Annotated in this window: 20 protein-coding genes; 3 read left to right on the forward strand and 17 right to left on the reverse strand. The window is 59.4% G+C overall.

Annotated features, from left to right (window positions below; translation table 11 throughout):
- Positions 1 to 15: 15 nt before the first annotated feature.
- Positions 16 to 483, reverse strand: coding sequence for an Lrp/AsnC family transcriptional regulator (locus ACZ5SR_RS01480; RefSeq protein WP_464449827.1), 468 nt, complete (start codon positions 481 to 483; stop codon positions 16 to 18).
- Between the two features lie 119 nt (positions 484 to 602).
- Between ACZ5SR_RS01480 and ACZ5SR_RS01485 the strand changes: the two genes are divergently transcribed.
- Complete coding sequence (locus ACZ5SR_RS01485) at positions 603 to 4139, forward strand: indolepyruvate ferredoxin oxidoreductase family protein (RefSeq protein ID WP_464449828.1); 3537 nt, start codon at positions 603 to 605, stop codon at positions 4137 to 4139.
- A 93-nt stretch (positions 4140 to 4232) separates the two neighbouring features.
- On the opposite strand, the gene minE is transcribed toward ACZ5SR_RS01485, so the two are convergent.
- The 8 genes from minE to ACZ5SR_RS01525 all read right to left on the reverse strand — a co-directional run bounded on the left by minE (position 4233) and on the right by ACZ5SR_RS01525 (position 8613).
- Positions 4233 to 4493 carry a cell division topological specificity factor MinE gene (gene minE, locus ACZ5SR_RS01490; RefSeq protein WP_464449829.1) on the reverse strand — a complete coding sequence of 87 codons (261 nt, stop codon included), beginning with the start codon at positions 4491 to 4493 and terminating at the stop codon, positions 4233 to 4235.
- A gap of 3 nt (positions 4494 to 4496) precedes the next feature.
- Positions 4497 to 5312 carry a septum site-determining protein MinD gene (gene minD / locus ACZ5SR_RS01495; RefSeq protein WP_464449830.1) on the reverse strand — a complete coding sequence of 272 codons (816 nt, stop codon included), beginning with the start codon at positions 5310 to 5312 and terminating at the stop codon, positions 4497 to 4499.
- 30 nt (positions 5313 to 5342) lie between these two features.
- Complete coding sequence (gene minC, locus ACZ5SR_RS01500; protein WP_464449831.1) at positions 5343 to 6122, reverse strand: septum site-determining protein MinC; 780 nt, start codon at positions 6120 to 6122, stop codon at positions 5343 to 5345.
- A gap of 284 nt (positions 6123 to 6406) precedes the next feature.
- Positions 6407 to 6616 carry a DUF2788 domain-containing protein gene (locus ACZ5SR_RS01505; protein WP_464449832.1) on the reverse strand — a complete coding sequence of 70 codons (210 nt, stop codon included), beginning with the start codon at positions 6614 to 6616 and terminating at the stop codon, positions 6407 to 6409.
- Positions 6616 to 7500, reverse strand: a complete 885-nt coding sequence (locus ACZ5SR_RS01510; protein WP_464449833.1) for a DUF2189 domain-containing protein — start codon at positions 7498 to 7500, stop codon at positions 6616 to 6618. Before ACZ5SR_RS01510 ends, ACZ5SR_RS01505 begins: the two co-directional genes overlap by 1 nt.
- A 125-nt stretch (positions 7501 to 7625) precedes the next feature.
- Positions 7626 to 8111: a Spy/CpxP family protein refolding chaperone gene (locus ACZ5SR_RS01515; RefSeq protein ID WP_464449834.1), complete on the reverse strand. Its 486-nt coding sequence runs from the start codon at positions 8109 to 8111 to the stop codon at positions 7626 to 7628.
- An 86-nt stretch (positions 8112 to 8197) separates the two neighbouring features.
- Positions 8198 to 8392, reverse strand: a complete 195-nt coding sequence (locus ACZ5SR_RS01520) for a YgaP family membrane protein (protein ID WP_464449835.1) — start codon at positions 8390 to 8392, stop codon at positions 8198 to 8200.
- 23 nt (positions 8393 to 8415) lie between these two features.
- Positions 8416 to 8613 (reverse strand): heavy-metal-associated domain-containing protein, encoded by a 198-nt coding sequence (locus ACZ5SR_RS01525; RefSeq protein ID WP_464449836.1) that lies wholly within the window; start codon positions 8611 to 8613, stop codon positions 8416 to 8418.
- A gap of 76 nt (positions 8614 to 8689) precedes the next feature.
- Between ACZ5SR_RS01525 and ACZ5SR_RS01530 the strand changes: the two genes are divergently transcribed.
- Complete coding sequence (locus ACZ5SR_RS01530; protein WP_464449837.1) at positions 8690 to 10897, forward strand: heavy metal translocating P-type ATPase; 2208 nt, start codon at positions 8690 to 8692, stop codon at positions 10895 to 10897.
- A 13-nt stretch (positions 10898 to 10910) separates the two neighbouring features.
- Here ACZ5SR_RS01530 and ACZ5SR_RS01535 read toward each other — a convergent pair whose 3' ends face one another.
- The 4 genes from ACZ5SR_RS01535 to mltA form a co-directional block, all read right to left on the reverse strand.
- Positions 10911 to 12035 (reverse strand): alkene reductase, encoded by a 1125-nt coding sequence (locus ACZ5SR_RS01535; protein WP_464449838.1) that lies wholly within the window; start codon positions 12033 to 12035, stop codon positions 10911 to 10913.
- Between the two features lie 41 nt (positions 12036 to 12076).
- Positions 12077 to 12862 (reverse strand): class II aldolase/adducin family protein, encoded by a 786-nt coding sequence (locus tag ACZ5SR_RS01540; protein WP_464449839.1) that lies wholly within the window; start codon positions 12860 to 12862, stop codon positions 12077 to 12079.
- Between the two features lie 108 nt (positions 12863 to 12970).
- Positions 12971 to 13243, reverse strand: coding sequence for a YkgJ family cysteine cluster protein (locus ACZ5SR_RS01545; protein ID WP_464449840.1), 273 nt, complete (start codon positions 13241 to 13243; stop codon positions 12971 to 12973).
- A 4-nt stretch (positions 13244 to 13247) separates the two neighbouring features.
- Positions 13248 to 14408 carry a murein transglycosylase A gene (mltA, locus tag ACZ5SR_RS01550; RefSeq protein WP_464449841.1) on the reverse strand — a complete coding sequence of 387 codons (1161 nt, stop codon included), beginning with the start codon at positions 14406 to 14408 and terminating at the stop codon, positions 13248 to 13250.
- Here mltA and ACZ5SR_RS01555 point away from each other — a divergent pair.
- Positions 14407 to 14544 carry a hypothetical protein gene (locus tag ACZ5SR_RS01555; RefSeq protein ID WP_464449842.1) on the forward strand — a complete coding sequence of 46 codons (138 nt, stop codon included), beginning with the start codon at positions 14407 to 14409 and terminating at the stop codon, positions 14542 to 14544. The two genes, mltA and ACZ5SR_RS01555, sit on opposite strands and share 2 nt — an antisense overlap.
- 22 nt (positions 14545 to 14566) lie before the next feature.
- On the opposite strand, the gene ACZ5SR_RS01560 is transcribed toward ACZ5SR_RS01555, so the two are convergent.
- From ACZ5SR_RS01560 to ACZ5SR_RS01575, 4 genes are read right to left on the reverse strand one after another with little or no spacing between them, the layout of a single operon-like run.
- Positions 14567 to 15142 (reverse strand): C40 family peptidase, encoded by a 576-nt coding sequence (locus ACZ5SR_RS01560; protein ID WP_464449843.1) that lies wholly within the window; start codon positions 15140 to 15142, stop codon positions 14567 to 14569.
- Entirely contained in the window at positions 15139 to 15789 is a 651-nt protein-coding gene (locus ACZ5SR_RS01565; protein WP_464449844.1) for a response regulator transcription factor, read from the reverse strand. Before ACZ5SR_RS01565 ends, ACZ5SR_RS01560 begins: the two co-directional genes overlap by 4 nt.
- 9 nt (positions 15790 to 15798) lie before the next feature.
- Positions 15799 to 17874, reverse strand: coding sequence for a sensor histidine kinase (locus ACZ5SR_RS01570; protein WP_464449845.1), 2076 nt, complete (start codon positions 17872 to 17874; stop codon positions 15799 to 15801).
- A 6-nt stretch (positions 17875 to 17880) separates the two neighbouring features.
- Entirely contained in the window at positions 17881 to 21960 is a 4080-nt protein-coding gene (locus ACZ5SR_RS01575) for a YhdP family protein (protein ID WP_464449846.1), read from the reverse strand.
- Between the last annotated feature and the right edge of the window lie 23 nt (positions 21961 to 21983).

Raw genomic sequence — 21983 nt, forward strand, 5'->3', positions numbered from 1 at the left:
TGAAGCCTCTGAGGCTCAGGGATTGAGCGGTAAGGCCCCAGCGGCCTTGACCTCACCCAGTGAAAAACTGGTGTGCAGATCCTTCACATTGGGCAAGTTGATCAACACGTCACGAGCGAACTGGCTGAAGCTGTTCAGGTCTTTGCTGACCACCTGCAACTCAAAAGTGCCGGTGCCGCTGATGTAATGGCAGGACACCACTTCGGGGATTTTGAGGATCGCTTCTTCCAATTGGCGCGTGATGTCGCCGCGGTTGCGCTCGGCGTCCAGCCGTACAAAGGCCAACACGTCCAATCCCACTTTCTGCCGGTTAATTTCGGCGCGGTAGCCTTGGATAACGCCCGACTCCTCCAGCGCCCGCACCCGCCGCCAACAAGGCGCGGCCGACAAACCCACGCGCTGCGCCAGTTCGGCATTGGTCAGGCGGCCATTGGTTTGCAGTTCATTCAATATGGCCCAGTCAAATTTGTCCAGTGTTTCCAAAATACGCCTCTTTGAGCAAGATTCTTTCAAATCATAGGGCAAATCCTGTCGCCGAAAGCAAGCACTTGTCGGCAGGCCCGCTCTACACTGTGTTTTCTATTTCAGTCGCAGGACAGACCATGAACGCCCCCTTGCCCGATTCAATTCGCCAGGCTCTTGAGACCGTCACACTGGATGACAAATACAGCCTTGATGTGGGCCGTGCCTTCATGAGCGGCGTGCAAGCCTTGGTCAAACTGCCCATGCTGCAGCGCCAACGGGACGCGCTGCAAGGCAAAAATACGGCGGGCTTCATCAGCGGTTACCGGGGCTCGCCACTGGGCAGCTACGACCAGTCTCTGTGGAAAGCCAAAGACCACCTGAAGGCGCAGCACATCGTCTTCCAACCCGGCGTGAACGAAGAGCTGGCCGCCACCGCCTTGTGGGGCACACAACAACTGGGTTTCGCGCCCCCAGGGACCAACAAGTTCGATGGGGTGTTCGGCATCTGGTACGGCAAAGGCCCCGGCGTGGACCGCTGCTCTGACGTGTTCAAGCACGCCAACATGGCAGGCACCACGCCTTGGGGCGGCGTGTTGGCCGTGGCGGGCGATGACCATGTGGCCAAAAGCTCCACCGCCGCACACCAGAGCGACCACATCTTCAAGGCCTGCGGCCTGCCGGTGTTTTTCCCGGCCAGCGTGCAAGACGTCTTGGACCAAGGCCTGCATGCCATAGCGCTCAGCCGCTTTGCCGGCATCTGGTCAGGCATGAAAACCATTCAGGAGATCGTCGAATCGAGTGCCACCGCCCACATCGACCCCGAGCGCGTGCAAATTGTCTTGCCCGAATTCGTCATGCCGCCTGGCGGCGTGCACATCCGCTGGCCCGACACCGCGCTGGAACAAGAAGCACGTTTGTTTGATTACAAGTGGTACGCCGCCCTGGCTTACATCCGCGCCAACAAGCTCAACCACAACGTCATCCAAGGCCCCAACGATCGCTTTGGCTTGATCGCCAGCGGCAAGGCCTACAACGACACGCGCCAGGCCCTGCTCGATCTGGGTCTGGACGACGCCACCTGCCAACGCTTGGGTATCCGGGTGCATAAAGTCGGCGTGGTTTGGCCCCTCGAATCGCACACCACCCGCGAATTTGCCACCGGCTTGCGCGAGATTTTGGTGGTTGAAGAAAAACGCCAAGTCATCGAATACCAACTCAAAGAAGAGCTGTACAACTGGCGCGACGATGTGCGTCCCACCATCGTGGGCAAATTCGACGAGGCCGATGGCGACACCTCGGGCGGCGAATGGTCGACGGCCAACCCGACCCAGCACACCTTGCTGCGGGCCAACGCAGACCTGACTCCCGCCTTGATTGCACGCGCCATTGCCAAGCGGCTGAAAAAGCTCGGCGTTGATGCCGACACCACCGCCCGCATCGACGCCCACCTGGCCGTGCTGGACGCCAAAGAAAAATCCTTGCAAACCCTGACCTTGGGGGCAGCGGCTGAGCGCACGCCGTGGTTCTGCTCCGGCTGCCCACACAACACCTCCACCAAGGTGCCCGAAGGCTCACGCGCCATGGCGGGCATTGGCTGCCACTTCATGAGCCTCTGGATGGACCGCAGCACCACGGGCTTCACCCAGATGGGCGGTGAAGGTGTGCCATGGACAGGACAACAACCCTTCTGCACCGACCAGCACATCTTTGCCAACATCGGCGATGGGACTTACTTCCACAGCGGCATTTTGGCGGTGCGCCAGAGCTTGGCCTCGGGCGTGAACATCACCTACAAGATTTTGTACAACGATGCCGTGGCCATGACGGGGGGCCAGCAGATTGGCGAACGGCCCGAAGGTCACAGCGTGGTGCAAATCGCCATGAGCATGAAGGCCGAAGGCGCGCAGCGCATCGTGGTCGTGACCGACGAACCTGAGAAATACGAAGGTGTGGCTTTGGCCGAAGGCGTTCGCGTATTCCACCGTGACGAACTCGACCGCATCCAACGCGAAATGCGAGAAATCAAAGGCACCACGGTCATCATTTACGACCAAACCTGCGCCACCGAAAAACGCCGCCGCCGCAAGCGCGGCACCATGGTAGATCCGGCGGTGCGCGTGATGATCAACGAAGAAGTGTGTGAAGGTTGTGGCGACTGTGGTGTGCAATCGAACTGTTTGTCGGTCGAGCCACTGGAGACCGAACTCGGCCGCAAACGCACCATCAACCAAAGCACCTGCAACAAAGACACCAGCTGCCTGAAAGGCTTTTGCCCCAGCTTTGTCACGGTGGAAGGTGGTACGTTCAAAAAGAAATCGTCATCCACCAGCACCACGGTCAACCCCGCCAACTTGGGCGCTTTGCCCGAACCTGTGTTGCCCACCATCACCGAGCCTTGGGGCACTGTGGTCGCAGGCGTGGGTGGCACCGGCGTCATCACCATTGGCCAGCTGCTGGGCATGGCCGCGCACATGGAGGGCAAAGGCATCGTCACGCAAGACTCGGCAGGCCTGGCCCAAAAAGGTGGCGCCACCTGGAGCCACATTTTGGTGGCCAACAGCCAAGACGAAATTCGCACCACCCGCGTGAGCATGGCTGCTGCCGACCTCATCATGGGCTGCGACCCCATCGTCAGTGCATCCAAAGAAACCACTTTGCGCATGCGCCCTGGCCGCACCCATGTCGCGCTGAACAGCAACAGCACACCCACAGCCGCCTTTGTGAAAAACGGCAACTGGCAAAACCCGGCCGAACAATGCGTGGCTGAAATCACCGCACAAGTAGGCGTAGAGGGCGTTGGCGCTTTTGATGCCGATGCACTGGCCAAGCAACTCATGGGCGACACGATTTACGTCAACCCCATGATCCTGGGTTACGCCTGGCAAAAAGGCTGGGTGCCTTTGCGCCATGAATCTTTGGTGCGGGCCATCGAACTCAACGATGTGCAGGTCAAAAACAATCTGGCCGCTTTTGAGTGGGGGCGGCATGCCGCGCAGCACCTTGATGCACTGATGCAACACATCCGTCCGGCACAGGTCATCCAATTCAAAAAACGCGACAGCCTAGAAAACATCGTAGCCAACCGCATGGCGCGTTTGACGGACTACCAAAACACTGCTTACGCACAGGTTTACCAAAACATTGTGGAACGCGTGCGGGCCACCGAGGCCCCACTGGGCAAAAGCATTCTGGCCGAAACCGTGGCACGGCATTTGTACAAGCTCATGGCCTACAAAGACGAGTACGAAGTCGCCCGCCTGCACACCCAAACCGGTTTTCTGGAACGCATCAGCGACAGCTTTGAAGGTGACTTCACAGTGAACTACCACTTGGCCCCACCCATTTGGTCCAAGCGCAATGCGAAGGGTGAGCTGGTCAAACGCAAGTTTGGTCCAGCCATGCTCACCGGATTTAAAGTATTGGCCAAACTCAAAGGCTTGCGTGGCACGGCGCTGGATGTGTTTGGCAAAACAGAAGAACGCTTGACCGAACGCGCCTTGATCCGCGAATACATGCAGCACATTGACCGCGTGTTGGAAAACCTGTCAGAAGGCACCCATGCGCATGCACTGGAGGTGGCCCGTGTGCCAGAAACCATCAAGGGTTTTGGCCATGTCAAAGAGCGCAACATCCGTGCAGCCCGGGCCTTATGGGCCTCATTGAACGCACATTGACAAAAAGAAAGCCACCTGCAAAGGTGGCTTTCTTGCTTGAAGAGCGCTCAAATTTAGAAAAAAATTAAGCGCTGCACCAACAGTTATCCAACGTCAACGTGCATCCGGCAATTCAATCTTGACTTCCAAAACTTCAAGATTGTCTTGGCGTTCTAGGTTGACCTTGATGTCGTCCGGATTGATCTTGATGTACTTGCTGATCACCGCCACCAATTCGCGTTGCAAATCCGGCAAGTAGTCAGGCTCAGCGACATTTCGACCGCTGCGTTCATGGGCCAAGATGATCTGCAAGCGCTCTTTGGCGACGCTGGCGGTTTTCTTCTTTTCACCCAACAGGAAGGAAAGAAAGGACATGGCTCACTTGCCTCCAAACAAACGTTTGAAGAAACCAGGTTTCTCGGCATCGATGAAGCGCATGGGCTTGTCCTCACCCAAGAAACGATCGATCACGTCTTTGTACGCCTCTGACACATCGCTGTTGGCCATGTGGATGGCTGGTGTGCCCTGGTTGGACGCCTGCAAGACGTTTTCGCTTTCAGGGATCACACCCAACAGCTTGATGCGCAAGATGTCCTGAATGTCTTGCAAGGACAGCATCTGCCCTTCTTCGACCCGATTGGGGTTGTAACGCGTGATCAGCAAATGCTCTTTGATGGGTTCTGAACCTTCAATCGCACGCTTGGTCTTGCTGCCCAATATACCCAAAATACGGTCCGAATCGCGCACCGAAGAGACTTCAGGGTTGGTCACCACCAAAGCTTCATCTGCAAAGTGCATGGCCATCAAAGCACCAGTTTCAATGCCTGCAGGCGAATCGCACACGATGTATTCAAAACCCATACCGCTCAGGTCATTCAAAACCTTTTCAACACCCTCTTGAGACAGGGCATCTTTGTCACGGGTTTGAGAAGCGGCCAGCACAAACAGGTTGTCACACTGCTTGTCTTTGATCAGGGCTTGGTTCAAGTTGGCTTCGCCCTGGATCACATTGATCAGGTCATACACCACACGGCGTTCACAACCCATGATCAAGTCCAGATTACGCAGACCCACATCAAAGTCAATGACGGCGGTCTTGAAACCCCTGAGGGCCAGGCCGGTGGCGAAACTGGCACTGGTCGTGGTTTTACCCACGCCGCCTTTGCCAGAGGTCACAACAACGATTTTTGCCATGGAAAAACTTTCTTGGACTCGATTAAAAAATTAAAACTTGAAAGGGGTAATCAGTAATTTGTCCCCATCGGGGCCAGATTGCAAACACACCTGAGCCACTTGACCCAAAACATCTTTGGGCAAGGCATTTTCGCTGGTGCGGTAGACACCCGCGATGGAAATCAATTCGGGCTCCATCACCTGGGCAAAAATTTGGGCTTGCGTGTTGCCACGGGCACCTGCAATGGCTTTCCCTCGCAAAGCGCCATAAACATGGATATGCCCATCGGCAATCACCTCGGCACCCGCATTGACCATGGCCAGAACAATCAAATCTCGGCCTTTGGCATACACCTGTTGGCCTGAACGCAACGGCTTGTCAATGACCATGGCACCCAAAGGCGCAGCCATAGGTGGCGTTGAGACGGGTAACGCAGGTTCGCGAGGTGTTGTTGATGCTGATGATGGCTCTTCAACCTGCACAGAACGCCGAATACGGGCATCTGAAGCATCGACCAGGCCCAGACCCTTGGCTTTCACCAAGAGCGTCTCCTGGGCCCCTTTGATGGCCAAAGGCACGAATTGGTGTTCGCGCAAAACAGCCAACAGCGCTTGCAAATCGAGCGTCTGATCGGATTCAAGACCCAATGCGCTCACATCCACCACCACAGGGTCTTGGTCAAAAAAGCCAGGGGTTTCAGCCATCTGTTGCTTCAATGCAGCAGAGACAGCTTCAATGTCTGTGGTCTTGAGTAACAAAGCCAACAAAGACAAATCGGCGCTTTTGATGTCGTAACAGGGTTGAGAAGGGTCTTCTGAAACGATCGCCATGGTGCAGTCTGGGATGGAAAGATGCAAATCTTAACAGCGCACCTCTTTCTTGTTATCTCTCTATAGTTTTATATCTTTAAATAGTCGTAGTAGTAAGGATAAGCTTGTTCTGTGTACAAGTGTCTTTTCTTGAGCATTGACAAAGACTTATCGTGGTTTCAAGGGTGTGTGTGAGTGTGATTTTTTGCTGTCACGACAAAATGAACAACTTGACCAAGATAGACCAAGCTGTTGATAACCATGCGGTTTCGTGTTTTTTATCCACAGGTTTATCCCGGTCGGTTTTATCGATCGATCAACCATTGAATGATCCCTTTGGCGACGAAACCCAGCATGCCAAAAGCCAGACCTAAAAAGATCACGAAGGTGCCAAATTTACCGGCCTTCGACTCCCAAGCCAGCTGCAAGACGATGAACAGCATGTAGAGCATGAAAGCGGCCACACCAATGGTCAGGCCAAACCAGGCAAACTGTTCTTCTGTGAAATTCCACATCACACAGACTCCTGAGGGGGCATGCGCTCAGGCACATCACGGGTGTCCACCAGATCGCGGTAAGCATGCCAAGACGCATGACCCAGCATGGGCACGATCACGATCAGGCCGATGAACAAGCTCAAAATGCCCATCATGCTCAGGCCCATGATCAAAAACGCCCACAAGACCATGGGCATGGGGTGGGTCAGAACCACCTTCCAGCTGGTCAACACCGCCTGCAGGGTGTTGAGTTGGCGGTCTAAAAGCAAAGGCATGGCCACCACGCTGGAAGCAAAAACCGGCGCAGCCATCAGGCCGCCTAACATCAGCCACAGCTCAAACAGGTAATGGTCTGGGCTGAGCACCACATGGCGAATGAAATCCATGGGGGTGTGGATCGGCACCGGGGCCAACAAAGTGATCAAGGCCGATGAGGTCATCACCCAGCCTGTGCCTGCCAAGCCCAATAACAAACCAAAACGCACCAGGCACCAGTAACTCACGGGTTCGTTGTTCTGCAGTGTTTGCCATTGCGTCCAGGTTTTGAACAAAAGCCGCAAGTTCACGGCCTCATTTCTTTCGATGGCGCGGCTCATGGCGTACAAGCTGGAGGCCAAAACGGGTGCCACGACCAAAAAGCCCGACACCGCACTGGCCAGCAACCAGAACCGATCGTGTGCCAGCCAAGTGATCAAGCCGCCAACCAGGGCCATGACCAGGCCATGCGCCAAGCTAAGCCAAGGTGAATGACAGATGTCTTTCAATCCCAAATAAAGCCAAAACAAAGGTTGCTTGCCATCGATGCGCAAAACGCCAGGCAAATTCAAACGCCCACGTTTTGTTGGTGCAGGATCGGGAAGCGGATTGGGGGATGGGTGGGAAGGAGGGGAAGCTTGGGTCATGCCATCGAGCTTACCTGCAGGGAAATTTGTGAATTTGACCTGCATCAAATGGCAAAAGGCTGACCAGCAGCCTTTTGGATTCAATCAAACCGGTGAAAACCCGGTTGGGTGTGACCTACAGAAGCTCAATGATGCCCGTGACCGCCTGAATGTTTCATGGCGTGCATGCCTGAGTGTTTCATCATGCGTGTTGTTTCCTGGTCAAACACTTGTTTTTGGTCTGCATTCAGCGTGGCATAAAAAGCTTTCGTAGCATTGGTACGTTGTTGTAGGTGCGCATCGCGTTGGGCTTTCATGGCCTGCATTTGGTCCAAGCGCTCGGGTGTGGTCATTTTTTCGAAGCTTGCACGCTCGGGCTGCGCCGTGCGGGCAGGGTGTTGCATCGATTGGGTGAAACTGTTCCACGCAGGTTCTTGAGTGGCTTGCAAGTTCAGTTTGGACTTGAGTTCGGTCAAATGTTGGGTGTGACGTTCAGCTTTGTGCTCGCGCATTTTCTCCATGCGGCCAACACGGGTGGAGTCGGTGGGGGCTGTGGTGTTTTGGGCCAAAGCCAGACCGGTCAGACCGGCCATCAAGGCCGTGGCGATCAAAGTGGTGCGAATCGATTTCATGAAAACATCCTTAGGTTGATGGGATGCCTGCAGTGTGATCCGCCCATGTATCTGGGCTGTGCCCGGATGCTGCTGATTTGTAAAGATCAGGTATTTTTATTCTTGCAGGTGTTGATGCCCAGCAAGCTGTAAGGCGGGCACCAACCCACCAAACCGGTGGCCAAAGGCACCAGGCCCAGCCAGCCCCAAACGCCCACAGTGCTTGTGGCCGCCAATGCGATCAAGACGAGGCCACCCACAATGCGGATGATGCGTTCGATGTTGCCAATGTTTTGGGTCATGTGAAACTCCTGGGTTGAAAAATTCAAAAGGTGACGCGGTAACCTTCATCGGCAATGGCTTGTGCCAAAGCTTCGCGGGGTTTTTCAGAATCCACTTGCACGCTGTTGTGTGTGCGGTCGATCACAACTTTGGCCTGTGCATCCAAAGACAATAAAGCCTTGGTGACTGCTTTTTCGCAGTGGCCACACGTCATGCCCTCAACGGTGAAAATTTGGTTCATGATGCATCCTCTTCAATCAACTGAACACGACCCGTTTGGGTCTGGTCTGAGCATAGACCATCAAGGACTTCATGCCATGACACAGATCAATAACGAACTTCCCATCACCTACGACATCGGTATCGGCGGCATGACGTGCGCTTCGTGCGTGGCGCGGGTTGAAAAAGCGCTGAAAAAAATGCCCGGTGTGCTCAGCGCCACGGTCAACCTGGCCACCGAATCGGCCCGCATCGAAGTCGCGTCAAATGACGTGACCGATGCACGCCTGCGCCGCGCTGTGCGCGATGCAGGCTATGAACCCCGCACACCCGAAGCACAAGCCGATGCAGGCCGTGAATCACCCTGGGCAGGGTTCATGCCGGTGGGTGTGGGCCTGTTGTTGACCACGCCTTTGGTTTTGCCCATGCTGGCCGACTTGTGGGGCCAGCATTGGATGCTGCCCGCGTGGGTGCAATTTGCACTGGCCACGCCTGTGCAGTTTGTGTTGGGCGCACGTTTTTACAAAGCCGGTTGGCACGCCCTGAAGGCGCTCGCGGGCAATATGGATTTGCTGGTGTCCCTGGGCACCACCGCAGGTTGGGCCTTGTCGGTTTGGTTGTGGCTCACGGCGCACGAGGGGCACACGCCGCACCTGTACTTTGAGGGCTCGGCCGTCGTCATCACCTTGGTGATGCTGGGCAAATGGCTGGAGACGCGCGCCAAGCGCCAAACCACCGAGGCGATCCGCGCTTTGCATGCCTTGCGCCCCGATAAGGCGCACTGGTTGGGCGACGACGGCGAAGTCGATGTACCTGTGGACGAAATCCTGGTGGGCGACCAGATTGTGGTGCGCCCCGGCGAACGTTTTCCACTGGACGGCGAATTGGTCGAAGGGCAAACCCAGGTGGACGAATCCATGCTGACCGGAGAACCCCTGCCCGTGGCCAAGGCACCGGGTGCGGCACTGACCGGCGGGTCGATCAATGGCGAAGGGCGTGTGCTCATGCGCGTGACGGCGGTGGGCCACGAAACCGTGCTCTCGCACATCATCCGCTTGGTCGAAGATGCACAAGCGGCCAAAGCACCCATTCAGCGGCTGGTGGACAAAGTGGCCGAAGTGTTTGTGCCCGTGGTGCTGGTGATCGCCTTGCTCATTTTGGGTGCGTGGATGGTGACAGGTGCCGACTTTGAAACAGCACTCATCCACGCCGTGGCTGTGCTGGTCATCGCTTGCCCTTGCGCCTTGGGCTTGGCCACGCCTGTCGCCATCATGGCGGGCACGGGTGTGGCGGCCAAACACGGCATCTTGATCAAAGACGTGCAGGCACTGGAGTTGGCCCACCGCGTGCAAACCGTGGCCTTTGACAAAACCGGCACGCTCACCGTGGGGCAGCCGCGCTTGTTGGCCCATGTGCCCGCGCCCGGACTCGACGCGCCAACGGCGTTGGGTTTGGCTGCACGCGTGCAAAGCGGCAGTGAACATCCCTTGGCGCGTGCTGTGGTCAGCGCGGCTGAACGGCAGGGCCTGGCAGGCCCCGCGGCCCAAGACCTGCAGGCGGTGCCCGGCAAAGGGGTGCGGGCCCAGGTGGACGGCCGGCGCTTGTTGCTGGGCAGTTTGCGCTGGCTGCAAGAAGAGGGTCTGGACATCGGCATGTGGCAGCCAGACATCGATGCCTTGCAGGCGCAAGGCGCGAGTCTGTCGGCTTTGGCCGAGCGCACCGATGAGGGTTTGCAGGCCCTGCTGCTCATGGGTTTTGGCGACGAGCCTAAAGTGGGCGCTGCGCAAGCTTTGTCTGCGCTGCGTGATCGCGGCCTGAAGCTGGTGATGATTTCGGGCGACAACCAAGCCGCCGCCGAAGCCATGGCGCGCCGCTTGGGCTTGCGCCCCGAAGCGGGAGAAGTACTGGCCAATGTGTTACCCGGCGACAAATCGGCGCAGGTGCAAAAACTGCGCGCGGGTGGCCAAGTGGTCGCCATGGTGGGCGATGGGGTGAACGACGCGCCCGCGCTGGCTGCTGCCGATGTGGGCATGGCCATGGGCAATGGCACCGACGTGGCCATGCACGCGGCGGGCATCACCCTGATGCGCGGCGATGTGGCTTTGGTGGGCGCAGCGCTCGACATCTCGGCCCGCACGGTGGCCAAGATCCGGCAGAACCTGTTTTGGGCCTTTGCCTACAACGTGGCGGGCATTCCCTTGGCCGCTTTGGGTTACCTCAACCCCATGATGGCGGGCGCGGCCATGGCGCTCAGCTCGGTCAGTGTCATGGCCAATGCCCTGCTGCTCAAGCGTTGGAAACCCTGAGCGCTGGTCGGCGTCAAGCCGTGGGCAAGAAGGGGTAGTCGGTATACCCCACATCGCCACCACCGTAAAAAGTGGCGCGGTCGGGCGTGTTGAAGGGGCCACCTTGCTTCAGGCGTGCGCCCAAGTCGGGGTTGGCGATGAAGGGGCGGCCAAAGGCAATCAGGTCTGCACCGCTGGCCAGGGACTGATCGGCCAAGCTCAGGTCGTAGCCGTTGTTCAACATCCATGCGCCGCGCCCACCCGCTTGTGTGTAGGCCTGACGCAAAGCGGCGTAATCAAACGGTTTCTCGCCTTGCTGGTGGTCGCGTGCCGCGCCAGTTGAGCCTTCGATGACATGCAAGAAGGCCAAATCCATGGGGGCCAGCAAGCGCACCACATGCTCAAACAGTGGCTGAGGCTGGTCGTCGCTCACCCCGTTGGCAGGCGTCACGGGCGACAGGCGGATGCCCGTGCGCGGGCCACCAATTTCGGCCACGATGGCGTGCATGACTTCTTGCAAAAAGCGGGCGCGGTTCTCGACCGAGCCGCCATACGCGTCGGTGCGGTGGTTGCTGCTGCTGCGCAAAAACTGGTCGATCAGGTAGCCATTGGCCGCGTGCACCTCTACGCCATCAAACCCTGCGGCGATGGCGTTGGCTGCTGCGCTGCGGTAGTCCTGCACGATGCCGGGCAGCTCGGCGGCATCGAGCGCACGCGGCTCCGACACGGGCACGAACTTGGCTTGGCCGTCGACCAGCAACACAGTTTTGGTTTCGGCGGTGAGCGCCGACGGTGCAACGGGCGCCGCACCACCGGGCTGCAAGCTGGTGTGCGAGACACGGCCCACATGCCATAGTTGCATCACGATCTTGCCGCCTTCGGCGTGCACCGCATCGGTGACTTGTTTCCATGAAGCGACTTGCTCGGCGCTCCAGATGCCGGGCACATCGGCGTACCCCTGGCCTTGGTGGCTGATGGCCGTGGCCTCGGTGACGATCAGGCCTGCCCCCGTGGCCGGGTTGGCGCGTTGGCGGTAATAGGTGGCCATGCGGGCGTTGGCTAGCGAACCGGGTGCGCGGTTGCGCGTGAGCGGGGCCATCACGATGCGTGAGGCCAAAGCGATGCTGCCAACCTGGCAGGGTTCAAACAAAGAGGTCATGGGGTCGATTCAAAGGTGTCGGTGTTGTTCAGGCCAAGGGGTCACAAAGCGTAGTCTGGACTTTCGCGCTGCAGTTTGCGCAGCAGGGACGGCCATACAAACGCACCGCCCAAACCGCCGGTTTGCACGCGCATGGCGTTGGCCACACCCGTCAGAATTTGCGGGTTGACGGCCGTCAGGTCTGCAGCGCCAGACTGACCTGCCAGGGCATCGACCTGGATGCGGCAGGTGTTCTCGAAGGTGTACATCGACAAAAAAGCGTCGGCAATGGTTTTGCCCACGGTGAGCAAACCGTGGTTGCGCAGCATCAGGTAATTGGCCTCGCCCAAGTCGGCTTGCAGGCGCAGCTTTTCGTCATCGCGAATGGCCACGCCCTCGTAGCCGTGGTAGGCCAGTGACGCCAGCACAAAAGTGCTTTGTTGGCTGATGGGCAGCACGCCGTGGGTCTGGGCACTGACGGCCACGCCTGCGCGCGTGTGGGTGTGCAGCACACAGCCGGCGTCGGGCCGCGCTTCGTGCACCGCGCTGTGGATCACAAAGCCTGCCGGGTTGACCGGGAAGGGGGTGTCGTGCAGTTTGTTGCACTGCATGTCCACTTTCACCAGGCTGGACGCGGTGATTTCGTCGAACATCAGGCCGTAGGGGTTGATCAGAAACTGATGGTCTTGGCCCGCCACCGACTCGGGCAGTTTGGCACTGATGTGGGTGAACACCAGATCGCTCCACCCGTACAGCGCCACCAGCCGGTAACACGCTGCCAAGTCCAGCCGCAGCTGCCATTCGTCGGGGTGAACGCTGTCTTTTAAAGAGGGGATTTCAAACGCCATGGCCGTGCTCCGCAGGTCAGCAAAAGGGATTCAGCTTAGCGGCAAGCGGGGTGGGGGGATGACGTGTTGGTGACTGAGGTGAATGGCCAGTGCCAATGAAGCCGTGCATCACCCCGGCCGCGTCAAATCTTCCAGCCGCATCAGCCAAGCCCGGGCGTGTCCCCCGCCATCTTCCACAGCCCCACACATCTCCACCGAGGCCTGCAGCTGCCCACACACCGCAGGCCGCTCGGGTTGCCCAAAAATCTTGCAGCGCAGCTGGGCGTCGAGTTGAATGCAGGGCACGCCTGCCGGTTTGCCTTGGGGCATGCCGGGGATGGGCGAGGAGATGGAGGGGGCGGTGCAGCAAGCGGCGCAGCCTGGTCGGCAGGTCAAATGCATGGGGTCAGCGTGGCCACAGTGCCCAAAGTTGCAGCGGTTGCTTCACGCGTCCGGCCAGTTCCCCGGCTGCTGGGCCTGATCCCGCGTAGTAGTCGGCCCGTACCGCGCCCACAATGGCGGTGCCTGTGTCTTGGGCCAACACCAGGCGGTCAAGTCGGGTTTGCGGGCCGCTGGATTTGAGCCACACAGGCGTGCCATAAGGAATGCTGCCGCGGTCTACGGCGATGGAGCGCTCGGCGGTCAATGGCACGCCCTGTGCGCCCTTGGGGCCTGGCGGCACGCTGCCGACAGGCAAGGCTTCTTCCTTGAAAAAAACCACGCGGGGGTTTTGCCACAGCAACTCGTTCACACGCGAGGGGTTGCGGTCAATCCATGATTTGATGCCTGGCCAGGAGGCATCGCGAATCAGGTTTTTGTCCAGCAACCAGCGCCCAATGCTTTTGTAGGGTTGCTCGTTGGTGCCGGCAAACGCCAGCCGCACCATGCGTTGGCTGCCATCGGGTTCGCGCACGTTGATCAAGCCAGAGCCTTGGATGTGCAGCACCATGGCGTCGACCGGATCGGCCAAATGGACCAAGGCCTTGCCACGCAAAGCAGCCCGAGCCGCAGGCAGGGTGTCGATTTCTTGCCGGGTGTACCAGGGTTTGCGTTTGTTCAGATCGGCAGGCGGGCCATAGAGCGGCACTTGAAAGCCAGGGCGGGCATGGCGCTCGGCGTTCAAAACGGGCTCGTAGTAAGCCGTCAACAAGCCCTCGCTTTGTTGGTTGTGCGACTCCACGCGGTAAGGCTGCAATTTCTCGCGCAACCACTGGCGTTGTGTTTGCACGCTGGCTTGGGCCAGTTGCCGAACCTCCGGGCACAGCGCGGCCCAAGGCGGGCTGGGGCGGGTGCAGCTTTGCACCCATGCGGGCCAGGCTTCGTGCACAGCGTCTTGTTCAAGTCCTGGCAGTTCGGACCATGGCACCGGGACCCAGCGGCTTTTGGCTTGCATGATCACAGGAGGCAGTGGTGTCACGGCCTCAACGGGAGGCGTGGCCAATGGGCCGGTTTGGCTGGGTTCTTCTAGCACGGGGGCGACCGAACACGCGGTCAGGCTGCCTACAATCGCAGCCAACAGCCAGCGGGGACCTGCGCGGCGAACACTCAGAAATGGAAACTTGATCATGGCGCTTATTTTGCTGGAAGCCTTGTTGGCCCTGCTGCTCTTCGTCGTGATTGTGTGGTGGACCATGTTTTCCGGCCGAAACAAGGGTGAATTGCCATCTGCCGAGAAAAAAGACGCAGACGACCCAAAGCCTTGATGATGATGGTGGAGGGCCGGGCTCAGTCCAGCAGCGTTCCGGCGCCTTCAAACCGCTGGGCGTAATAGCGGTTGTTCAGTTGGTCCATGCGCACACCGGTTCGGGGGTTGCTGGCGTGGACAAAGCGGCCGCCCCCCACATAAATGCCCACATGCGAATGCCGCGCACCCAAGGTGTTGAAGAACACCAGATCGCCGGGTTGAATGCGGGCACGGTCGACGGGCCTTGATTTTTGGCCCAGGTCGGCAGAAGTGCCTTTGACGGGCAAGCCCGCGACTTCCCGGTAAACGTGCGAAACCAAACCTGAGCAGTCAAAGCCTGTGGCGGGCCCTCGGCCGCCCCAGCTGTAAGGGGTGTCCAGCAAGGACATGGCAAACAAGGCCAGGTCATTGCGCTTGGGGTGGTAATCACCTGTTACTGCAGGTTCGGGGATGGATGAAAGCTCTGGCGCGCGGGCAGGCGCTGGCCGGTTGTCTGTCACCACGGGAGCAGAAGAACAGCCCACGATGAGAAGCGCCATGCCCGTGAGCGTGGTGATCAGGCCTGTGCGAGCGAGTGCGTGGATGGCGCGTGCGCTGTTTATGGTGGGCTGGCTCATGTCAGTGTTCGCATCAGGTTGGCCAATTCGACGGCAGATTTCACTTCCATTTTGTCGAACACGCGTGAGCGGTGCACTTCGACCGTGCGCACGCTGATGTCGAGCTGGTCGGCGATCAGCTTGTTGGGCAGGCCCTCCACCACCAAGCGCATCACATCACGCTCCCGATCGGTCAGCTCACCCAAGCGTGATTGCAAAAAGTCTTGCTGTGTGCGGGCATTCAAGCGATCTTGAGACAAGCGCAGGGCCTGCTCCACACGGTCCACCAAGGCGTTGTCCGAGAAGGGTTTCTCACAAAAATCAAACGCCCCGCGTTTGACGCTGTCCACCGCGGTGGGCACATCCGCATGACCCGTCAGAAAAATCACCGGCCAAGCTTGCGCCATACCGTTGGCTTGCAGGTGTTCAAACAAGGCCAGGCCACTCATGCCCGGCATGCGCACATCCAGCAAGATGCACCCTGCTTGTTGGGGCAGGGGTGAAGCGTTGGCCACCGAGGCGGCCTTCTCCAGCATGTCCATGAAGGCTTCTGCGCTGTCGTAAGACTCGCTGAGCAAGCGCCGCGTGCGCAACAACCAGGCCATGCCTTCGCGCACGCCAATGTCGTCGTCAACGATGTAGACCATGCTGTCAAAAGGGGGGTGCATGGCGCGATTTTAGGTGGTGTGCGTTGCCGGGCCGCCCGCGGCGGGCAGTGTGAAGCGGAACACGGTGCCTTTGGGGTTGTGGTCGGTAAATTCCAACTGGCCGCCGTGCTGTTCGATCACGGTGCGGCACAGGCCCAAGCCCATGCCCTCGGGCTTGGTGGTGAAGAAGGGATTGAACAGCTGGGCCGCCACATCGGGTGCGATGCCCGCGCCCAGGTCGGTGACAGAAAAGATCACCCCCGCATGTTCTTTCTCGGGTGTGGCCCGTTGCACTTGCAGCACCAGCACCCTGTCGCGGCAGTGTGGCCAATCCATGGCTTGCATGCCGTTGCGTGCCAGATTGAGCAGGACCTGCTCGACCATGGTGCGGTCACACCACACGGCAGGCAGTCGGGCATCTACCCGCATGTGCACGCGCACCTGCAGTTTGCGCGCTTGCAGGTTGACCAGCGGTGCGATGGCGTCCAGCAGGGCCTGGGGTTGCACGGCTTCACGGGCTTGGTCCCGGCGGCGTACGAAATCGTGCACGCTGTTGATGACGCGGCCAGCCCGTTCGGCTTGTTCGGCGATGCGGCGCAGCGCCATGTGCACATCGTCCAGGGTTTGCGGTTCGGCCTGAGGGTCTTTGAGCAGGTTGAGCGAGCCGTTGGCGTAACTGGCGATCGCGGCCAAAGGCTGGTTCAGCTCGTGGCTGAGCAAGGACGCCATCTCGCCCACGGTGGCCAAGCGCGCAGTGGCTTGCAGACGGTCTTGGCTGGCCCTTGAGAGTTCTTCGATGCGCCGCTGCTCGCTGATGTCGATGACCGCGCCCATCCAGCCTGTTTGTTCGCCTTGCACGCTGATCAGGGGGGCTTCGATGATCAGCACCGGAAAACGCGTGCCGTCTTGGCGGATGAAGACCGATTCAAAACCCTCTCTGGGCGATGCATTGCCTGCCATTCGGATGGCTTGGCGTTGCTGGTATTCGTCCACCATTTCGGGGGGCCAATAGGGCATGGGGGCGTTTTGCCCTATCAGGGCGTCGGCCTCCCAGCCCACCATCTGGCAAAACGCCGGGTTCACATAGGTGATGCAGCCCTGCAGGTCACGGGCCCTCAGACCCGTGACCAGAGAGTCTTCCATGGCTTTGCGAAAAGCCAGCGCGTCGGCCAGATCTCGCTCGGCCTTCTGACGCCTGCGGGCATCCTTGGTCAGCAGCACCATCACCGTGATCAGGGCGATGGACATGCCGGTGACCAAGGCGGTGAGCACATTGGGGAACAAGTCCGGTTCGCCCCGTCTGCCGTCCATGCGCAGCAGCAAGGTGTTGCCTGGCAGATCGACCAATTGCTGGCTGGTGAACACACGCCGCTCACGCCGTTGGGCACCGGCAATGGCCAAGCGCGTTCCGTCCGGTTCGACGAAGGACAGTTCGTTCCTGCGGCCAAAGGTGCTGCCCAGCCGCTCGGTCAGCAGCTCTTGTAGGCTGTAGGTGACAACCGTGTAACCCAACCACTCTCCATTTTGTGTGACCGGCAGGCACAGCTCCATGACTTCGATGCCCAGACCGTCGTTTTGGGGCAGAAAATAGGTGCTGGAATAAGCGGGGCCGTTCAGGCGTTTGGCCCGTTGGCAGGCCTGGCTGGCCTCGTTCAGGACTTCGCTGCGCGCAATGCGTTCAAATGCCGGCGCACGCAAGGGTGAGTCGGCAAACGCCTTCAGTTGCCAGGCTTTGTCGCGCCACTCCACGCGCAACCAGTCCCGGTTGTCGCGCAACAAATCCAATGCGGGAGGCTGCCAGCTGGCGGGTGCCAAATGCCCCGATTGCAAGGCTTGTAAAGCCTGAATCTGCCGTGACAGGCTGCCGCGCAAATCCCCCACGGCATCGGCCGTGTCACGTTCCAATTCGGCTTGTACTTGACTGGCCTCGTAGCGACCAGCCAGCCAAACCAGTGTGGCCAACACAGCCAGCACCAGCGCGATCAACGCCGCCCACAAAGAGCGTCGCCCAGATCCCCAAGGCAAGGCTTCATCGAGTTGGGCTCGGATCCTGTGGAGGTGCTTGTGCCAGTCGGCCATCAGGGGAGTTGCGCCGAGTTTTTTCATGAGGCGTCAGGGCCGGGTCGTGCCTGCAGGTGGGTTTTTCCCATCGCCCGCGCTGTTGATTTTGGTGACCCGGGGATCGGCCCAGCTGCCATCGATCAGGAACTCCTGGGTGTTGGCTTTCATGAGGGGGTTTTGTAAAAACAACTGCGCCAAAAAAGCCGTGAGGCCGACCACGGGGTTGACCGCAATGCCGGCGACCAGCGATGCGGTGCCCGCATCGAGTTCAGGCAGGATCACGACCCGCAGCTTTTGGGTTTCCTGGGCAATGTCGGCCGATCCATCAAGCTGCACCAGCGCGTTCACGCCCTTGATTTGCAAATTGCGCGTGTAGGCGATGCCTTGCGCGATGGTGACGTCACCACGCACCGAATCAAAGGCAAAGCCTTCTGAAAACACATCGCGGAAATCCAGCAACAGGCGTCGCGGCAGGGCTTGCAGGCTCAAAACCCCAAGCAATTTGGCAGCACCGGCATCGGCTTTGAGGAACTGACCACGGCCCATCTTGACGGCAAACTGGCCAGACATGCTGGGGTAATGCAAAGCCAAGGGAGAGCCCTGCCAATTCACAGAGCCTTCGAGCAGGCCTGTGCCGCCTCGCAAGGCGTTGGGCGTGCCCAGGCGCGTGAGCAATGCACCAGCGTCCGAAATGTCCAGTTTGAAATTCATTTCGGTCTTGCGTTGCTGACTGCCTTCAGCAGAGGCCAACCACCGGCCGGTGCTGCGCAGGGAGGCCTCGGGAACCGTGATGTTGAATTTGTTCAACTGCCACTCGGGGTTGGCCTTGGCCCGGGTTTTGGTTTGTTCGGTGTTGAGGGCTTCGATTTCGATGCGGCCGAGTTTTTTGCCGCGCAGCTCCAGCTGTTCGACCACGATGTCCAGTGAGGGCAAATTCGCCGGTGGTGCTTCGAGCAGGCCTTCGACTTCGGCCACGCTGGAGGGCGGTAAATTCAGACGCGACAAGCGTGCAAACAGATGGCCCAATTGATCGCCACTGGGTTGGCGGTAAAGCACGTGGCCATTGAGCTCGCGGGCATCGACATTCACCCGCCACGAGTTTCCTTCACGCAAGCCGCCGGCCACGACTTGGTGCAAGGTGCGGCCATCGGCGCTGAGTGTGTTGGCTTGCAGGCCGATGCGTGTGGGGCCATAGGCTGACCACGCCGTTTTGCCGGTGTCTTTCTGGCTTCCTGCGCCCAGTTCGGCGGGCAGCAGGCTTTGCCAGTCTTCAAGAGAAAAACGGTCCAACGCCACCGCTGCGGTGACCCCTGTGGCGGGCAATGCGGGGGCTTGGGAGGCCGGCAGGCCCAAGGTGAGGCTGCCGCGCAAGACGACGGGTTCAGCGCCCGACAGATCGCGCACATAGAGCGCCGATGCCACACTGCCCCAGTCCAGTTGCAACTGGTCACGCAAGCCGCTGCCTGAACCCTGCACACGTGTGCGCGCCGAGACGGACAGGCTCGTGTTGGCGGTCTTGCCTAGCGGGGCGGGCAATTTCAGGGCCAGTCCTTCCAGTTGGGTTTGCAGAGCGAATTCGGGTAGCCCTTGGCGCCAGCCCAGTTGAGCGCTGTAGTTGGTGGCACCGCTGGCAAATTGGGCCCATTCGTTGAGCGGGCTGAACGCTTTGGCTTGGCGAAGCCCTTCGGCCGTGACTTGGCCTTGGGCGCGCAATTGCAGTGAGGTTTCGGTGGTGGCCGCACCAGGGGTTGGCCGCATGCCGCCTTCGATCCGGACCGGTCCACCCAACAGGCGCGCTTGTGTGCCGCTCAGGCTGAAACCAGACTCGCTGAATTGCACCGTGCCCTGGAGTTTTTCCAAAAGTGGTGTGTCGGCCGTTACGCGCACATCGTTGCCACTCAGCACCACCGAGCCTTGCACCTTGGTGTTCTGGGGGGTGAGCAGGGGCACAGCCAGTTTGAAGCGGGTTTGCACGTTGCCCGTGGCCTGCGTTTGCCGCAAAGCGCCAGACAGCATGGCATCCAAAGGCGATTTTTGCACCAACGTCAGCACTTGCGATGCTGCGCCTTTGTTCTCGGCCGAGACATTCAGCACGGGGTTATTCAGCATGTCGGCGATGTCGGCTTGGCCTGCGCTCAGGGTGAGGCCGGTGCGTGGATCGCCTGCGCGGGCGGAGGCCTTGTTCAGCTTCATGCCCAGGCGGTCAAAGACGAGCTCACCGGTCAGTTGGTGCAATCGTGGCCAGGGCAGGGCTTTTGCGGGCAGCAAGGCCGTAGGCACGTAATCCAGCTCCACGTCCTGGATGCGTCCGGCAAACCTGAAATCGCCCGTTTTGGGGTTGGCAAACGGCAGTTTGGCCAGATCGCCCTTGATCTTCACCTGTACGTCCGAATAGACGCCTTTGAGCACTGCGTCTCGCACGTATTGGCGCACGGTTGCAGGCAGTGACAGAGGCAGATAACGGTAAGCCTGTGCGGCATTGGCCTGTTTGATCTTGCCCTGCAGGTCAAGTACGCCGGGACCTTGGCCTTGGGGGGCGGGGTGCCATTGGCCTTGCCATTCGCCTTGCAAGTCTGCGTTGGCCAGTTGAAGCTTCCATTCGGGCACGTGCCACTGAGCAGCTTCACGTTTGAAAACCGCATGCCCCAGCAAAGACCGCACGCGCACTTCGGGGTCCTCCAGGACGCCGGGCAAGAACACGGCCCCGTCAGCCCCCATATTGACCTCAATTCGGCCATCATCCTGGTTCAATTTCAGCTGGACTTGTGCGCCTTGCAGACCGGGTCGAAGTGGATGGCTGCCACCCGAGCGTGCGGCCGCTGGCGGCAAAGACAAGCTGTTCAGTGTGAGCTGTCCGTCATAGCGTTGCGGCGCTTGCCAGTCGCCTTGCCACCGCCACTGCAAAGCTTCGACCTGTCCACTGACCGTTTGCTCTTGCAGCTGCTGATGCCACACAGCGGTCAAAGGCATGCGCAAGGCCACATCGCGCAACGCTGACAAGTCCAGGTGATCGGCTTGCAGCTGACCGCTTGCCAAGTTTTTGCCTTGTGGGTGGGTATAGGTCAGTGAGACATTGCCGCCAGGCCAGGCCAAGCCTTGGTCGCTGACAAAGGCCAGATGCTGGGTCGAAACCTCAAAGCCCAGTGGGTGGACGCGGCCAGCCAAACGGCCAGACAAACGCTCAAAACCCAAAGGGGCCTCACCCTCAGAGCGGGCGGTTTGCAAGCCGGTCAGATGGACGTCGGCCACGCCGCCAGCCCATTGGCCGTTGTTCACGTCGTTCCACAGTCGCATGCTGCCTTGACCCGACATGAGCTTGACCCCCGCCGGCATGTAAGGGCTCAGCTTCGCGGCATCAACCTGCGGAAAGTAGCTGTAAACCTGGCCTGTCCAGTCCGCCCATTGGCCGGGGTGGATGGACAACAGATTGCGTTTAAAGCGGCCGATGGTGACAAAGCGCTGACCCCAGTCGCCCACAGGGGTGGCATCGATGCGGACGTCATGGTGTCGGGGTGAATTGCGCAGCACCAGATCCAGGTCACGCAGCGAAAGGCTGCTCGCGACCGTGTTGGTTTGCACGTCGGTTTGTGTTGGGCTCTCGCGGGTCCAGTGCAGCGTGCCGCCACGCACAATGACTTCGTGCTGCGCGAATAACCAATCGGCTGCGGGGTTATCCCCTCCCTTTTGCGGCGTCCAATCGAGTCCGGCCACCCGCCAGTGCCCGTTGGCCATCTGCCGAACATCCAGTTCGGGCCTGTCCAGCACGAGTTGTTCCAGCTTCAAGCTCAGAACCGAGTGCACGCTGATCGCGATCATCACTTTGGGCAGACGCAATGCTGTGCGGCCTTCGGGGTCGAGCAGTTCGATGTTGCGCAACTCGAATGAGGGAGCCCAGCCCGTTGATTCAGCGGAGATTTCACCGACCTTGACCGGAACCCCGATGGTTTGTTGGGCCAAGCGCTCCAGCGCGGGACGGTAGTCTCCGATTCGCGGCACAATCCAAAAATGCAAGGCAGCCCAGGCCATGCCCAACAAGACACCCAGCACCAAAAGGGCCCAGGCTACGGCCCGCATCAAGCGGGACAGCACGAGGGTCAGGCGGGGAAAAGTGGGCAAAGAAGGCACAAACATTTGAATCAGAAAGTCAGCAGGAA

The organism is Limnohabitans sp. TEGF002, assembly GCF_055395845.1.

Coding starts and splice junctions, on each gene's coding strand:
- ACZ5SR_RS01485 (WP_464449828.1), top strand. CDS start 603: ATGAACGCCCCCTTGCCCGATTCAATTCGCCAGGCTCTTGAGACCGTC.
- minE (WP_464449829.1), bottom strand. CDS start 4,493: ATGTCCTTTCTTTCCTTCCTGTTGGGTGAAAAGAAGAAAACCGCCAGC.
- minD (WP_464449830.1), bottom strand. CDS start 5,312: ATGGCAAAAATCGTTGTTGTGACCTCTGGCAAAGGCGGCGTGGGTAAA.
- minC (WP_464449831.1), bottom strand. CDS start 6,122: ATGGCGATCGTTTCAGAAGACCCTTCTCAACCCTGTTACGACATCAAA.
- ACZ5SR_RS01505 (WP_464449832.1), bottom strand. CDS start 6,616: ATGTGGAATTTCACAGAAGAACAGTTTGCCTGGTTTGGCCTGACCATT.
- ACZ5SR_RS01510 (WP_464449833.1), bottom strand. CDS start 7,500: ATGACCCAAGCTTCCCCTCCTTCCCACCCATCCCCCAATCCGCTTCCC.
- ACZ5SR_RS01515 (WP_464449834.1), bottom strand. CDS start 8,111: ATGAAATCGATTCGCACCACTTTGATCGCCACGGCCTTGATGGCCGGT.
- ACZ5SR_RS01520 (WP_464449835.1), bottom strand. CDS start 8,392: ATGACCCAAAACATTGGCAACATCGAACGCATCATCCGCATTGTGGGT.
- ACZ5SR_RS01525 (WP_464449836.1), bottom strand. CDS start 8,613: ATGAACCAAATTTTCACCGTTGAGGGCATGACGTGTGGCCACTGCGAA.
- ACZ5SR_RS01530 (WP_464449837.1), top strand. CDS start 8,690: ATGACACAGATCAATAACGAACTTCCCATCACCTACGACATCGGTATC.
- ACZ5SR_RS01535 (WP_464449838.1), bottom strand. CDS start 12,035: ATGACCTCTTTGTTTGAACCCTGCCAGGTTGGCAGCATCGCTTTGGCC.
- ACZ5SR_RS01540 (WP_464449839.1), bottom strand. CDS start 12,862: ATGGCGTTTGAAATCCCCTCTTTAAAAGACAGCGTTCACCCCGACGAA.
- ACZ5SR_RS01545 (WP_464449840.1), bottom strand. CDS start 13,243: ATGCATTTGACCTGCCGACCAGGCTGCGCCGCTTGCTGCACCGCCCCC.
- ACZ5SR_RS01555 (WP_464449842.1), top strand. CDS start 14,407: ATGGCGCTTATTTTGCTGGAAGCCTTGTTGGCCCTGCTGCTCTTCGTC.
- mltA (WP_464449841.1), bottom strand. CDS start 14,408: ATGATCAAGTTTCCATTTCTGAGTGTTCGCCGCGCAGGTCCCCGCTGG.
- ACZ5SR_RS01560 (WP_464449843.1), bottom strand. CDS start 15,142: ATGAGCCAGCCCACCATAAACAGCGCACGCGCCATCCACGCACTCGCT.
- ACZ5SR_RS01565 (WP_464449844.1), bottom strand. CDS start 15,789: ATGCACCCCCCTTTTGACAGCATGGTCTACATCGTTGACGACGACATT.
- ACZ5SR_RS01570 (WP_464449845.1), bottom strand. CDS start 17,874: ATGAAAAAACTCGGCGCAACTCCCCTGATGGCCGACTGGCACAAGCAC.
- ACZ5SR_RS01575 (WP_464449846.1), bottom strand. CDS start 21,960: ATGTTTGTGCCTTCTTTGCCCACTTTTCCCCGCCTGACCCTCGTGCTG.